The organism is Ideonella sp., assembly GCF_041287625.1.
GTDB lineage: Bacteria > Pseudomonadota > Gammaproteobacteria > Burkholderiales > Burkholderiaceae_C > Ideonella.
In genome coordinates, this window is sequence record NZ_JBGGNH010000011.1 from 68,935 (window position 1) to 82,422 (window position 13,488).

The 13,488-nt window shown below is 68.0% G+C and carries 12 protein-coding genes; 5 read left to right on the forward strand and 7 right to left on the reverse strand.

The annotated features are described in order from the left end of the window. Positions 1-17: 17 nt before the first annotated feature. Entirely contained in the window at positions 18-923 is a 906-nt protein-coding gene (locus ACAH41_RS02930; RefSeq protein WP_325648364.1) for a LysR family transcriptional regulator, read from the reverse strand. 101 nt (positions 924-1,024) lie between these two features. Here ACAH41_RS02930 and ACAH41_RS02935 point away from each other — a divergent pair, with 101 nt between their 5' ends. Both ACAH41_RS02935 and ACAH41_RS02940 read left to right on the forward strand, forming a co-directional pair. Continuing rightward, positions 1,025-1,399: a hypothetical protein gene (locus tag ACAH41_RS02935; RefSeq protein WP_325648365.1), complete on the forward strand. Its 375-nt coding sequence runs from the start codon at positions 1,025-1,027 to the stop codon at positions 1,397-1,399. After that, a complete protein-coding gene (locus tag ACAH41_RS02940) occupies positions 1,396-2,559 on the forward strand; it encodes an epoxide hydrolase (protein ID WP_325648366.1) in 1,164 nt (387 codons plus the stop codon). Before ACAH41_RS02935 ends, ACAH41_RS02940 begins: the two co-directional genes overlap by 4 nt. Before the next feature lie 150 nt (positions 2,560-2,709). Here ACAH41_RS02940 and ACAH41_RS02945 read toward each other — a convergent pair whose 3' ends face one another. The 5 genes from ACAH41_RS02945 to ACAH41_RS02965 all read right to left on the reverse strand — a co-directional run bounded on the left by ACAH41_RS02945 (position 2,710) and on the right by ACAH41_RS02965 (position 8,345). Continuing rightward, the gene (locus ACAH41_RS02945; RefSeq protein WP_325648367.1) at positions 2,710-3,369 is read right to left on the reverse strand and encodes a pseudouridine synthase; all 660 of its coding nucleotides are present in this window, start codon (positions 3,367-3,369) and stop codon (positions 2,710-2,712) included. A gap of 126 nt (positions 3,370-3,495) precedes the next feature. After that, a complete protein-coding gene (locus ACAH41_RS02950) occupies positions 3,496-4,701 on the reverse strand; it encodes an ABC transporter permease (protein ID WP_325648368.1) in 1,206 nt (401 codons plus the stop codon). Continuing rightward, positions 4,701-5,468 (reverse strand): ABC transporter ATP-binding protein, encoded by a 768-nt coding sequence (locus ACAH41_RS02955; RefSeq protein ID WP_325648369.1) that lies wholly within the window; start codon positions 5,466-5,468, stop codon positions 4,701-4,703. The genes ACAH41_RS02950 and ACAH41_RS02955 overlap by 1 nt, the downstream gene beginning before the upstream one ends. Continuing rightward, positions 5,465-6,826 (reverse strand): efflux RND transporter periplasmic adaptor subunit, encoded by a 1,362-nt coding sequence (locus ACAH41_RS02960; protein WP_325648370.1) that lies wholly within the window; start codon positions 6,824-6,826, stop codon positions 5,465-5,467. Before ACAH41_RS02960 ends, ACAH41_RS02955 begins: the two co-directional genes overlap by 4 nt. Positions 6,827-6,863: 37 nt before the next feature. After that, positions 6,864-8,345 carry a TolC family protein gene (locus ACAH41_RS02965; RefSeq protein WP_325648371.1) on the reverse strand — a complete coding sequence of 494 codons (1,482 nt, stop codon included), beginning with the start codon at positions 8,343-8,345 and terminating at the stop codon, positions 6,864-6,866. A 202-nt stretch (positions 8,346-8,547) separates the two neighbouring features. On the opposite strand from ACAH41_RS02965, the gene ACAH41_RS02970 reads away from it, so the two are divergent. Both ACAH41_RS02970 and ACAH41_RS02975 read left to right on the forward strand, forming a co-directional pair. Then, a complete protein-coding gene (locus tag ACAH41_RS02970) occupies positions 8,548-9,822 on the forward strand; it encodes a PQQ-dependent sugar dehydrogenase (RefSeq protein WP_325648372.1) in 1,275 nt (424 codons plus the stop codon). 122 nt (positions 9,823-9,944) lie between these two features. Next, complete coding sequence (locus tag ACAH41_RS02975; protein WP_325648373.1) at positions 9,945-12,068, forward strand: hypothetical protein; 2,124 nt, start codon at positions 9,945-9,947, stop codon at positions 12,066-12,068. Between the two features lie 43 nt (positions 12,069-12,111). Here the strand turns inward: ACAH41_RS02975 and ACAH41_RS02980 are convergent, their stop codons facing one another. Beyond that, positions 12,112-13,389, reverse strand: coding sequence for an IS4 family transposase (locus ACAH41_RS02980; RefSeq protein ID WP_325648375.1), 1,278 nt, complete (start codon positions 13,387-13,389; stop codon positions 12,112-12,114). On the opposite strand from ACAH41_RS02980, the gene ACAH41_RS02985 reads away from it, so the two are divergent. Then, positions 13,301-13,488 (forward strand): hypothetical protein (locus tag ACAH41_RS02985; RefSeq protein ID WP_325648376.1); only part of this gene is annotated, 188 nt, incomplete at its 3' end. The genes ACAH41_RS02980 and ACAH41_RS02985 overlap by 89 nt on opposite strands.

Sequence of the window (13,488 nt, forward strand, 5' to 3'; positions counted from 1 at the left end):
CATCTCTCGTCGTTCGATCAGGGCGCAAGGTTCAGATGTCTTCTCAAGTCTGAGAGATAGACCGCGACTGCGTCGATGAATATTCGCGCCTTCGCTGGAAGCGTTTTTCGATTCGTGTACACGGCATGCAGGTCAACGCGGTCGGTTCCGTAACCTGTGAACAGGTGCGCCAGTGATCCGTCCATGACTGCAGGCGCTGCGAGAAAGTCCGGCAGCCGACCGATGCCGCATCCGTTGACGAGCGCGGGCAACATCGCCGCGACGTCCGGTATGACCGTTCGAGGCGTCACGTTGACCTCGATCGCGTCGCCTGAGGGTGAAGCGTATCGCCAGCGCGCCGGCTGATTGATTCGCGACAGGAGTCGATGGTTCATCAGCTCGTAAGGCTCGTTGGGAGTTCCTTGCGCAGCGAGATAGCCCGGGCTGGCGCATGTCCAAAGCGCCATGTTTGCGAGACGCCGCGCAACGAGTTCGGAGCTGGGCAGCGGGCCAATGCGCAGCGCAACGTCCACCTCCTCTGCGGCCAGATCGACCCTGCGATTGTCGACGTCAAGCACGAGATCCAGATCGGGATAGCGTTTCAGAAAGTCCGCCAACATGGGGGCCAGCAGGACCGCCGCGAGCGCGAATGGCACGTTCACCTTGAGGCTGCCGCGCAGCAAACCGGAGGTGCTGTCGACGCAAGCCTGCGCCTCTTCGGCTGCGGCAAGCAGCAAAGCGGCATGAGGCTGCAGGGCCAGCCCTGCATCGGTCATCTTGACGCGGCGTCCGGAGCGATCGAGAAGCGCGGCTCCCACGTCTGACTCGAGTCGGTTGAGCGCCCGGCTGACAGACGACTTCGGCAGTCCGATGGTGCGGGCTGCAGACGACAGCGATCCGCTGTCGAGCACGCGCAGAAAGATGCGGAGATCGGAGAGTTCCATCCCTCAATCGTTCCAGATTCGGAACGAGCCGTCCACGCTTTGCGGCTATGCCCGGGGCATGGCACTCCCTACGATCAATCGTCACTTCAAGAGAACGAACCATGGCAAACGAGATCGTCACCCTCGCAGGCGCAACAGGCGACCTGGGTGGGCGAATGGCAGCGGCACTGGCGAGACGCGGCGCGTCGGTGCGCGCGCTGCTGCGAGCTGCCGAGGCGGCTCGCGTTCCTCGGTTCATCCCGTCCGAAGTGGCTCTCCAGGGATGGCTCGATGACTTGGCCGATCGGATCAGAACCATGCGCGCCGCGGATCCGGCCAGCGAACCGCGCGTCTTTCCGCCGTTCCAGGGCATGCAATACCTGCACAACATGTTCTCGGACAAGGGAAAGCTCGAGCCCTTGCACAACGACCGCTACCCGGATGTTCGCTGGACGGCCATTCGCTCCCTTCTGGAACAGAAAAAGGATCAGGCATGAGCGATACCCACATTTCGCCGTTCCATCTTGCGGTGCCCGAAGCGCAGTTGCTCGATCTGCAAGATCGGCTGGCTCGCACGCGGTTTCCCGACAGGGAAACGGTGTCCGACACATCGCAGGGCGTGCGTCTTTTGTCGATGCAAGCGCTGTGCGAACACTGGCGCACGCGCTATGACTGGCGCGCGACTGAGGCATGGCTGAACACCACGGGGCAGTTCACCACCCACATCGACGGACTGGACATTCACTTCCTGCATGCACGGTCGCCGCATGCGGGCGCACTTCCGCTGGTCATGTGCCACGGCTGGCCCGGTTCGGTGCTGGAGTTCAGGAAAGTCGTCTCATCACTGACGCATCCGAGCGCACAGGCGGGCGAGCCTGCTCAGGCCTTCCATGTCATCGCGCCGTCGATGCCGGGATTTGGTTTCTCGGGCAAGCCCGTCTACGCCGGTTGGGGGCTGCCGCGCATTGCGGACGCGTGGATCGAGCTCGTTCGTCGTCTCGGCTACGGCGATCGTTGGGCGTTGCAGGGCGGCGACCTGGGCGCAGGCGTGTGCGACGCCATCGCCCGCAAGCGGCCAGCGGGATTGGTCGGCATGCACCTGAACTTCGCCATGTTCATGACCACGCCGGACGAGGCGGCCGAGGCAACGCCCGAAGAGAAAATGATGCTCAAGGACGCCGGCCAATTCTGGGATCGGCTCTCGGGCTATGCGAAGGTGCAGTCGACGCGCCCTCAGACGATCGGCTACGCCTTGGCCGACTCGCCGATGGGCCTGGCAGCCTGGATCTACGCGATGTTTCAGGACACAGGAGGGACGCCAGGCGATGCCGAGGCGACGTTCAGCCGCGACGAGATTCTGGACCACGTGATGATGTACTGGCTGACCGACAGCGCTGCCTCCGCGGCTCGCCTCTATTGGGAATTGGCCAGCGCTGGCGGGCCGGCGGGCGGGCAGCCGCCCGGCCCGATCGCGATTCCCTCTGGATTCACCATGTTGCCCAAGGAGCACGTTCGCAAGTCGCGACGATGGCTCGAGCGTCGATATACGGGCCTGGTGTACTTCAACGAGGGCGCCGCGGGGGGGCACTTCGCGGCCATGGAACAACCCGACATCCTGGTTGCCGACATCCGCAAGACGTTCGAAACCCTTCGTTGAGTGCGTTTTGCCCTCAGATGCTCGGCGAGCAGGGGACTTGGAATGGGCGCGTGAGGCCACAGCAGCCGGTCATAGAACTCGCCGTCGCAAACGCTCAGAGACGCCAAGGAAGGTCTTGGCAGTGCCAGCCCCGTTGGCCTCGGAAGATGATCAAAACGGCGCAGGCGCTTCCAGTGCCAACGGCTCACCGCTGACCGGATGCGGCAGCGTCAGCTGCCATGCATGCAGCATCAACCGCGGTGATGCAGCCTCTACCTCCGGCGGCGCATACAGCTCGTCGCCGAGGATGGGATGCCCGATCGCTTGCAGGTGGACGCGCAACTGGTGCGAGCGGCCGGTGATGGGGGTGAGCAGCAGGCGGGCGGTGTCGGTGGCGGTGTCGCGGGACAGGCAGCGCCACAGCGTGGTGGATGGCTTGCCGTGCGTCAGGTCCACCATCTGCCGCGGCCGGTTCGGCCAGTCGCCGATCAGCGGCAGGTCCACGCGGCCCTCGTCTTCGGCGGGCAAGCCGGCCACCAGCGCGAGGTAGCACTTTTCGGTCTGGCGTTGCTCGAAGGACTGGCTGAGCGTGCGCTGGGCGGTGGCGCCGCGGCCGAAGACGAGCACGCCGGAGGTGCCCATGTCCAGGCGGTGCACGGTGAGGGCATCGGGGAAGAGGACTTGCACGCGCGAGGCGGCGCAGTCGGCCCGCTCGGCGCCGCGGCCGGGCACCGAGAGCAGGCCGGCGGGCTTGGCTATGGCGACCAGGTGCTCGTCGGCGAACAGCACTTGCAGCGCGATCTGCGGCGGTGCGTAGACGATCTCAGCCACGTTCAATCAGGCCTGAGGCGGAGAGCCATGGTGCGACAGGCAGCCCCGGCGAATCGGGCAGACGTTTCATGGCGGGGACAGCAGCGAAAGGAGCCGCGATCTTAGCGAGCGCGGCGCCTCTGTCTGTCACTCGTGCCGCAGTGCCTCGATCGGGTCCAGCTGCGCTGCGCGCCTTGCCGGCATGAAGCCGAAGACCACGCCGATGGCGGCGGAGAAGCCGAAGGCCAGCAGGTTCACGCTGGCATTGAAGCCATAGGGCACTCCCAGCAGCGAGGTCAGCCCCAGCGAGGCCAGCGTGGCCAGCACCAGGCCGACCAGGCCGCCCAGCGAGGACAGCACGACGGCCTCGATCAGGAACTGCAGCAGCACCTCGCGTTCGAACGCGCCGATGGCCAGGCGCACGCCGATCTCGCGGGTGCGTTCGGTCACGCTGACCAGCATGATGTTCATGATGCCGATGCCGCCGACCAGCAGGCTGACCGCGGCCACGGCGCCCAGCAGCGAGGTCATCAGCTGCGTGGTGCCTGACAGCGTGGCGGCGATCTGCGCGGTGTCCAGCACGTTGAAGTTGTTCTCCTGCCCGTCTGCCAGTTTGCGCCGCTCGCGCAGCAGCGTGCTGAGGCTCGCGGTCACGGCCTCGCTGTCCACGCCATCGTCCATCGAGACCAGCAGCGTGTTGATGCGGGTGTTGCCGATCACGCGGCGCTGGGCAGTGCGCAGCGGCACGATGATGGTGTCGTCCTGGTCCATGCCCATCGCAGCCTGGCCCTTGGAGGCCAGCGTGCCGATCACCTCGCACGAGAAGCTCTTGATGCGCACCTGCTGGCCCACCGGGTCCTCGTTGTTGAACAGCTCGCGCTTGATGGTGGCACCGACCACACAGACGGCCGCGCCGGCGGTCTGCTCGTCCTCGTTGAAGATGCGGCCGCTGGCCAGGGTCCAGTTGCTGGCGGCGAAGTACTGGTCGTTGCTGCCTGTGATGGTGGTTGCCCAGTTCTTGCCATTGGCGATCACGGTGACGGCCGAGCGCACCTCGGGCGCCACGGCCTTCAGGCCGGCGACCTCGTCGCGGATCGCGTCCACGTCGGCCTCCTTGAATGCCGGCGCGCCGGTGCCGCCGCCCGGGCCCAGGCGCTGGCCGGGGCGGATCTGCAGCAGGTTGCTGCCCAGGCTGCTGATCTGCTCGCGCACCGCGCGCGTCGCACCATTGCCGACCGTGACCATGGTGACCACCGCGGCCACGCCGATGACGATGCCCAGCACCGTGAGGAAGGAGCGCAGCAGGTTGCGGCGGATGGCCCGCAGCGAGAGCAGGAAGGTGTTGCCCCACATCAGGCCTGGCCCTCGCTGAGCTTGGCGAACTGGCTGGGCGGCGCGTCGTGCGGCGCCTGGTATTCGTCGCGCTCGATGCGGCCGTCGCGGAAGTGCACGATGCGCTGGGCCCAGGCGGCCATGTCCGGCTCGTGGGTGACCATCAGCACGGTGATGCCGTGCTCGCGGTTCAGCGCACGCAGCAAGGCCATGATCTCTTCGCTGCGGGCGCTGTCGAGGTTGCCGGTGGGCTCGTCGGCCAGCAGCACGGTGGGCTGCGTGACGATGGCGCGGGCAATCGCCACGCGCTGCTGCTGCCCGCCGGACAGCTCGGCCGGCGTGTGGTGCTCCCAGCCGGCCAGCCCCACCTGGGCCAGCGCGGCGCGGCCGGCCTGGTGGCGCTGGGCCGCCGCTTCGCCACGGTACAGCAGAGGCAGCTCGACGTTCTCCAGTGCCGAGGTGCGCGAGAGCAGGTTGAAGCCCTGGAACACAAAGCCCAGGTGGCGGCGGCGCAGCCGGGCGCGCGCGTCGCGGTCCAGCCGCTCCACGTGGATGCCGGCGAACAGGTACTCGCCGCTGGTCGGCGTGTCCAGGCAGCCCAGCAGGTTCATCACGGTGGACTTGCCTGAGCCGCTGGGGCCCATGACCGCGACGAACTCGCCGGCAGGGATGTCCAGGTCCACGCCCTTGAGCGCCTGGAAGGCGATGTCACCCTGGCCGTAGGTCTTGGTCACGCCGCGCAGACGGATCAGCGGGCCGCCAGTGGGCAGGTCCTGGGCGGTGCTCACTTCGCGGCTCCGCTGGCCTGGCCCGTCTGCTGGCTGGTGATGACGGACATGCCTTCCTGCAGGCCCTCGCCGCTGACTTCGGTGAGCCGCCCGTTGCTCAGGCCCACGGTGACGGTCAGCGGTTTGGGATGACCGTCTTCCCCACCTTCAAGAACCCAGATGCGCTTGCTGCTGCCGTTGTCCGCGTTGGCCTTTGCCGGCTTGCCGCCGTTCTGGCCACCGGCGCCGCCGGGCCGGCCGACGCCGGGCGGGCGCGGCATCAACATGGACATGATGCCGGCGCCGCCGCTGGTGCCTGCGCCTGGCGCGCCGCTGCGCTGCGTGGGCGTGTAGTTCAGCGCACTGCGTGGCACCAGCAGCACGTTCTTGTGCTCGGTGGCGGCAATCGTCGCGGTGGCGGTCATGCCGGGGCGCAGCGTCTGGTCGGGGTTGTTCACGTCCAGCTGCGTGGTGTAGGTGACCACGTTGTCGGTCGTGGTCGAGCCGAAGGCCACGCGGGTCACGTTGGCCGGGTACTTGCGGCCCGGCCAGGCGCTCACGGTGAACTGCGCCGTCTGGCCTTCCTTGACCTGGCCCACATCGGCCTCGTCCACATTGACCGAGAGCTTCATGCGGCTCAGGTCCTCGGCCATCGTGAACAGCGTGACGGCCTGCAGCGAGGCGGCCACCGCGTTGCCCGGCTCCACCGCGCGGGTCAGGATCACGCCGTCGATCGGCGAGCTGATGGAGGCCTTGGCGAGGTTGGTCTGGTTGGTGCTGAGGGCGGCTTGGGCCTGGGCCACGCCGGCACGGGCTGCGGCTTCGGCCGAGACCGCGCGGTCCAGCGTGGCGCGGGCGGCGTCCAGCTCGGTGGCGGCCGGCGTCTTGCCACCAGAAAGCTTGGCCACCTGTTCCAGCCGGGCCAGTGCCAGGCGCGACTCTTCGCGTGTCGCCTGCGACTGCAGCACCGTGGCCTGCGCGCTCTGCAGCGCGGCCTTGGCGGTGTTGACCTGGTCGATGAACTTCGCGGTGTCCAGCTCCACCAGCACCTGGCCCTTCTTGACCCGGTCGTTCACGTCCACCAGCACGCGGGTCACGGTGCCCGAGAGTTCGCTGCCGATGCTGACCGAGCGCGTGGGCTGCAGCGTGCCGTTGGCCGTCACAGTGAGGGACAGGTCGCCGCGCTTGAGCGGCTCGGTGACATAGCGCGGCGCGTCGGCCTCGGCCCGGTGGCCCAGCCACAAGGCCACGCCAACGCCAGCGAGCGCCAGCAGCGCCACCGCCACCCAGGTGCTGCGGCGGCGCCAGCGCGGGGTGGTGTCGCCGGCCAGCCAGTCGGGGGTTTGCTGGCCGGGATCTTGGGGGGAGGAAGACGTCATGGAAGGGGACTCTGGAGATGAAAGGCGGCTCGTTGCTTCAGCGGCTGGCAACCGGCACGCTGCTGGCGGACGGGACAGGCTCGACGTCTGGCGTCCAGCCACCGCCCAGCGCGGTGTAGAGCTGCACCAGGTTTTGCGAGAGTTCGGTCTGCGTGCTTTGCAGGCTGGTCTGCGTGCTCAGCAGGTTGCGCTGGGCTTCGAGCAGGCTGGCGGTGTCGATCAGGCCGGCCTGGTGGCGCGCGCGGGTCGCTTCCAGCACGTTCTGCGCGGCGGTGGCGGCCTTGCGCAGCGTGCCCACGCGCTCGCGGCTGCCGCGCACGGCCACCAGGCTGTCCTCCACATCCTTCAGCGCCGTGAGCACGGCGGCCTCGTACTGGATGCGCGTGGCGTCCAGCGCGGCGTCCTGCTGGCCCACCAGCGCCTCGCGCTGGCCGCCATCGAACAGCTGCCAGCTGAAGGCCGCGGCCAGGCTGGCAATCCCCGCACCGCTGGCGCCCAGGCCGGCCAGCGTGAGCGCCTGCAGGCCGGCCGAGCCGCTGAGCGAGAACGACGGCAAACCTTCGCGCCGGGTCTGGTCGCGGCGCGACCATTGGGCGGCCACCGAAGCCTCTGCCGCGCGCAGGTCCGGCCGCTGGCGCAGCAGGTCCGCCGGCACGCCCACGGCCAGGCGGTCCACCAGCGGCTCGGTGTTGGGCATGGCCGAAACCTGGGCCAGGCTGCCTTGCAGCGCCTGCACCGTGCGGCCAGTCAGCAGCGCGAGTTGGCTTTCGTACTGCGCGACTTCGGTGGTCAGTGACGGCAGGCTGGCGCGGGTCTGCTCGGTGCTGAGCCGGGCCTGGTCCAGGTCCAGCCCGCTGGCAAGGCCGGCCTGCACGCGCCAGCTGACGAGCTGCGAGCTGTCTTCGAAGCTGTCCAGGCTGGCCTGGGTGATGCGTTGGCGGGCCTGCGCGTCGCGCAAGCCGAGATAGGCCAGGCCCACCTCCGAGGCCAGCGAGACCTGGGTCGCGTAGAGGTCCTGCGTGGCGACCGCGACGTCGGCACCCGCGGCGTCAATGGCGGCTTGCTGCGAGCCGTTCAGGTCCGGGTTCCAGCTGGCGCTGAGGCCGACCTGGAACTGGTTGCTGTTGGCGTTGTTGCCGTGGCTGCGGCTGGCCGAGGCCGAGGTGCCGACCTGCGGCCGGGCACCCGCCACGGTGGCTGCGCGCGCAGCCTGCGCCTGGGCCAGCGTGCTGCGGGCCACGCGCAGGTCGGTGTTGCGGGCCAGCGCCTCGCGCACCAGCGCGCTGAGGTCGGCATCGTCGAACTGTTGCCACCATTGCGCGAGCATCGTGCCGTCTGCCGGCTTGGCCTGGCCTGGGCCGGCGCGCAGCCAGCTCATTGGCAACAGCGGCGTGGCTGTTGCAGCGGCGGCGCTTGCCGGTGATGCATCGGCCGCCGCGGCCCAGGCGGGCAGCGCAAGCGCCAGGCTCAGCGCCAGCAGCGCGGGCCGGCAGCGGTCAGGCAATGGGTGTGAAGGCATCGATCCCTGCATGGTGTCCAGAGGTGGGTGCGAGCAGCCTCAGCCCACCGAATGTCCAGATGCTCGCCGCGTGCTGGAAGGGCCGTGCGTCCGCTTTGTAAAGTAAAGTGGATTGATCGGTCCATCCCGCTGACTGCGATAACTTCCGCGGTGGCAGGCGCGGACCCGGCCTGCATACTCTTCACAAACCGGGGCCTCTCGGATGAATCTGCGGCTTTCCTGGCGTTCGGGCGCGAGACTGGCGGCGCTGGCCCTGAGCTGCTGGGCTTGCCTTGTCTCTGCCAAGAAACCAGCCGAGGCGAACGCCGGCTACGCGGTCAGCGGCAGCTGCGCGGGACATCCGGCGGTCACGTCATTCAAGGTCGCGCCGGGCTTCTGCGTGGGCCTGGTGGCGAGCGACCTGGGTGCGCCACGGGGCGTGCTGCCTTTGCCGGACGGGCGGGTGCTGGTGACCGACCGCGGGCCATGGGATGGCCAGCGCGGGCGATTGCTGGCGTTGAGTTTCAGCGCGCAAGGCGAGGCCAGGCTCAGTGTCTTGCTGACCAAGCTGGACCGGCCGCATGGCTTGCAACTGGACGCCGCTGGCCGGGTGCTGCTTGGCGAGTCCGGCCGAATCAGCGTGGTGGACTTTCGGCCCGACGGCGCGGTGCTGAAGCCGCTGATCGAGCATCTGCCCACGGCTGGCCGGCATCCGCTGAAAGCCTTCATCGTGGCGCCGGACGGAGCCTTGATCGTCAACATTGGTGCACCGACCGATCACTGCGAAACCCCTGACGACGCGGCCGCATCAGCGCCGATGTCCTCGGGCTTCGTGCCTTGCACGGTGGCCGAAGGCGATCAGCCTCAGGCCGCACTGTGGCGCTACGAACGCGCCAAGGGTGAGCCAGAGCGCTGGGCAGGCAAGGTCCTGGCGCGCGGCCTGCGCAATTCGATGGGCCTGGCCTACAGCCGGCCTGACGGTGCGCTGTGGCAGGCCGAGAACAGCCGCGACACCTTGCCCGGCCCGGTGCGCGATTCCGCCACGCGCCCGTTCGATGAACTCAACCGCGTGGTCCAGGGCCGGCACTACGGCTGGCCGTATTGCACCGAAGGCAATCTGCGCGACCCGGCCTTCGGCAGCTTCGACTGCAAGCAATACACCGCGCCTGAACGCCTGCTGCCACCGCACTCGGCCCCGCTGGGCATGCTGTTCTACGACGCGCCGCAGGCGCCCGCCGCCTGGCGCAAGTCCCTGGTCATCACGCTGCATGGCTACCGCGCCACCGGCCACCGCATCATTGGCTACCCGCTCTCGCCCAAGGGCCAGCCCGCGGCCAAGCCGATCACCTTGGTCGAAGGCTGGGACGGCGCTGCAGGCCAGCAGCCGATGGGCGCGCCCACCGACATCAAGGCCGACTCGCAGGGCCGGCTGTGGGTGACCGAAGACCGCAACGGGACGCTGCTCGTGATTGCGCCGGTTGTCCAGGACCCAAGGTGAGCTGCGTCACAAGCTGAATCGCCTGCGCTGTCCCGTCTTGTGCCGTTTTCGCGTACACCGTTGACGAAGGGGCGTCGCGCTCCATCCGTCTGAAGACCGACAAACAGGGGAGCCGGGGCACCATGAACATCTCGAACCGCAAGGGGGCCAGGCGGCTTGCCTGGGTGGCGTTGGCCGTGCTGGTGGTGCCGGTGTGCCTGCAGTTTTTCAACCACCGCGCTGTCAGCGGCAAGCTGTGCGGCGCAGCGACGCGATGCACGGGCGACAACCATTGGTCCCGTCTGGACGTGCAGGCCGACATTCCCAAGTTGCCGGCTGCGCTGCAGGCCTCCGCGGTCCAGGCAAGCGTGCACACTGGCCTCGTGCGCAGGGCCTGCGATGGCGGCTGGACGGCGGCTTTTGGAGCGCGCATCGAGCTTGACGCGATTTCAGTTGGCAAGCTGGTCAGCACGCAGGGGGCTTGTGTGGACGTGGGGCGCAGTGAGCTGCATGCCAGCGTGGCCGGCGCGCAGTTGACGCTGGACAGCTGCCGCGTTCTGCTGTCGCCGCTGCGCCTGGACTGGGACGACAGCTTGCGGGTTTCGCTGGCGGGGCAGCCCGCACCCGATGCTGTCGCGGCATGCGCCGCATCGCTGCCGCCTGGCGGCCTTTCGGTGCTGGCGCAAACGCTGGGGGACTTGAAGCTGAGTGCCACAGCCGAGTACGGCTTGCCGTTTTCGAAGGCCGATTCGCTGGCTGGGCTGTCGGTGCAAAAGGTGCTGTCCACCGTGGCCACGGCGCAGGAACTGCACCTGGCCTCGAGCAGCGGCACTGGCCAACTGAGCCTGAAGACTCGGCCGGCGGCGGACGCTGCGCAGGCTTCGCCCGAGCTGACGCTCACGGCAGGCGTGGAGGGCGCGTTGCGGGCCTTGCTACCTGAGGATCTCGGTGCCTTGATGGCCCCCGGCCACCCGCTGCAGGTCCGCTGGAACCTGGGGCATGAATCCGGTGTGATGGTCAACGGCCAGGCCATCGTCCGCAAGGCCGCGCAGGTCCGCCCGGCCGGCCTGGTGACGCTGGGCGACGAGTGCAGCACGCCGGTGCCGGAAGCCGGCCGGTCGCTGTTTTTCGTGCAGGCCAATGACCGCGGCGAGGCGCTGGCGCCGCCGCAGACGCAGGCGGTGCAGGATGCGGTGGACCAGGCCAACGCAGGAGCCGGCGCGCTGGTCGCGCTGTTCGTGCACGGTTGGCAGCATTCGGCCGACAAGGCGGACAGCTATGTGTGCGACTACGCGGACCTGATCAGCGGCATCAGGGCGATGGAGCAGGCGGCGGCGCGGGCTTCGGGCCGTGCGCCGCGGCAGGTGATCGGGGTTTTCTTCGGCTGGCCAGGCGCGCCCTATGACAGCGCCGTGGCCAATGTGGTCACCACGTTCTGGGATCGGCTTCAAGCCGCCGACAGGCTGGGCGGCGCGCAGGCCGTGTTGCCGCAGCTGATGGCAGGGCTGGCTCATCGGGTGAGCTCGGCGCCGCGGGACCCGCGTGCCGACCGGCGCAGCGCGTTTGTCGTGGCCGGCCACAGCATGGGCGCGCGGGCCGTGTTCAGCGCCATTCGTGGCGGCCTGTTGCAAGCGAGCGATGCGGCACCGGCCGCGCCGCGGCCTGACCTTGTGCTGCTGATCAACCCGGCGTTCTCGGCTGAGCTTTACCGTGCGGTGCACGACGAGCAGGCGCAGTGCAAGCCGGCCGCAATGCCGGTGCTGCTGTTCTCATCCGAAACAGACGGCGTGACCCGCGAGGTCTATCCCGCCGGGCAGGCCATGTCCTATGCGCCCGACGCGCCGCAGACCGCTCCGTTCCTGGAACACATCTACACGGCGGCCAACTTCCCGGCCTTCGTGACGCACCGGCTGCGCATGGAGGTCTTGCAAGGCGAAGCGCCGAAAGCGCAAGGGCCACAGACGATCCTGCGCGGCTTCCAGCGCGCGCCGGCCCGGTCCGACGAGCTGTATGCAGACAACCCGGTCACCGTGTTCCGCCAGCCGTCGTCAGGCTATCCAGCGCTGACAGACGCCTGGTACCGCATGCGCCTGGAGCCGGTGGACGACAGCGCCAGCATCTGCCCCGCAGGCGGCTCCAAGGTCATCGAAGTGGACCAACGCATCGTGCCCGACCACGGAACCATCTTCACGCCGCCATTCATGGAGTACGTGGTGCGTGCACTCAACCACGGGACCGCGGGCTTGCAGCACAAGACCGCGCCGTAGCCGCCGAGCGCGCATGAAAAAGCCACCCGAAGGTCAATGCCAGTCAGTTAAGCCCTGACTGGCATTTTTTTGATGGGTACTTGCTGCGACTGGAGCGTTTGACCACACGTGGGAAGCTGCGTCCGGCACGGCGAGGTGGCAGCACGTAGTAGCGGGCCTGATCCAGCAGGCGTTGCAGGTGCTGAGGCAAGGTGCCGGCACGGGCCAGATGCACCGTGTTGATGGCCCCGACGATGGCGTGCCGGGCCGTGTGGAAGCTGATGCGCACGGGCTCCACCCCCGCATGCTGGGCCATCAGCCGCATCCACCGCCGCAGCAAGGTGTGAGCGATCAACACGCCCCAGACCTCCTGCGTCACCAACTCTGGCTGCTTGCTGCGCAGCACACTGGCGCCTTGCTGCAGCGACTGCTTGATCTCACGAAACCCCAACTCGATCTCCCAGCGCTGGCAGTAAAGCTGGGCCATCTCGGGCGCGCCAAACCACTCAGGGTCGAGCATGGAGGTGATGAAGCGGCGCACCTGCCCATCTTCGCCGCTGACCTGGATCAGCCGCGCTTCCCAGTGAGAAGGCAGTTCGGGGCGCAGTTTCCTGGCCCTTGCCGAGACCGGCATGCGGATCAGCCAATCGCCTTCACCCAAGGTCTGCACGATCTCGTAGCGCAGGTTGTCCCGCGCACGCATGAGCCAATGGCGCTGCTCGCCGGCGTGCTGCCAGTCCAGCAAAAACGCCGCTGAGAAGTAGGCTCTGTCGAACAGCGTGATCGAGTGGTCCACGCCGCGCAGCTCAGCCGCCAGCGTCAGCTCGCCGCAATGGTAGTCGCCCAGCCGGGCGTCGAGCAGTTCGTGGCTGTCCGTGTCGAGCAGGCACACACCACGCACCATCGGCCAAGGTTGAGGGCCGTATTGCGTCTGGCCACTGCCCAGCGCCTGGCGGTTGTCTGCGCTATCGGGCGCAGACCACACCACGCCATCGACGGCCAACACGCGCAAGGTCTCTTCGTGCACCGGATGGGCTCGTCCCCACGCCTGGGTGAGCAAGCCAAACAAATGCGCCATGGGCTCGGCGCCCAGCCTTTGGCGAGCCGCCACGCTGCTGCTGGGCACAGGCAGCTCTTGCCCATCAAGGGTGAGTGCCATCTCCTGCACCACTTGCCACAGCGGCATGTGGCGAAACAGTGCCAGACCAATGACCAGCCACACAGCATGATCGGCAGGCAGTTTGCGTCGGCGGATGGATGCCTTGCCTGTGGCCGTCAGCGCCTGCTCGATCCAGGCCGGATCGAGCAAAGCCCCCAGTTCGGCAATCCCGGCAGCGGGCAAGCTCGCCAGCGTTTCGTCCAATGTGTTTTGCAGCAGGCCAGACAAAATGAAAAAGGGAACGTGTTCGACACGTTCCCTTTTTAGCCTGCTTCAGGCCTT

What these genes read in the sequence shown, in the direction of transcription:
- ACAH41_RS02970 (WP_325648372.1), top strand. Translation starts at nt 8,548, where the DNA reads ATGAATCTGCGGCTTTCCTGGCGTTCGGGCGCGAGACTGGCGGCGCTG.
- ACAH41_RS02935 (WP_325648365.1), top strand. Translation starts at nt 1,025, where the DNA reads ATGGCAAACGAGATCGTCACCCTCGCAGGCGCAACAGGCGACCTGGGT.
- ACAH41_RS02960 (WP_325648370.1), bottom strand. Translation starts at nt 6,826, where the DNA reads ATGACGTCTTCCTCCCCCCAAGATCCCGGCCAGCAAACCCCCGACTGG.
- ACAH41_RS02975 (WP_325648373.1), top strand. Translation starts at nt 9,945, where the DNA reads ATGAACATCTCGAACCGCAAGGGGGCCAGGCGGCTTGCCTGGGTGGCG.
- ACAH41_RS02940 (WP_325648366.1), top strand. Translation starts at nt 1,396, where the DNA reads ATGAGCGATACCCACATTTCGCCGTTCCATCTTGCGGTGCCCGAAGCG.
- ACAH41_RS02950 (WP_325648368.1), bottom strand. Translation starts at nt 4,701, where the DNA reads ATGTGGGGCAACACCTTCCTGCTCTCGCTGCGGGCCATCCGCCGCAAC.
- ACAH41_RS02965 (WP_325648371.1), bottom strand. Translation starts at nt 8,345, where the DNA reads ATGCCTTCACACCCATTGCCTGACCGCTGCCGGCCCGCGCTGCTGGCG.
- ACAH41_RS02930 (WP_325648364.1), bottom strand. Translation starts at nt 923, where the DNA reads ATGGAACTCTCCGATCTCCGCATCTTTCTGCGCGTGCTCGACAGCGGA.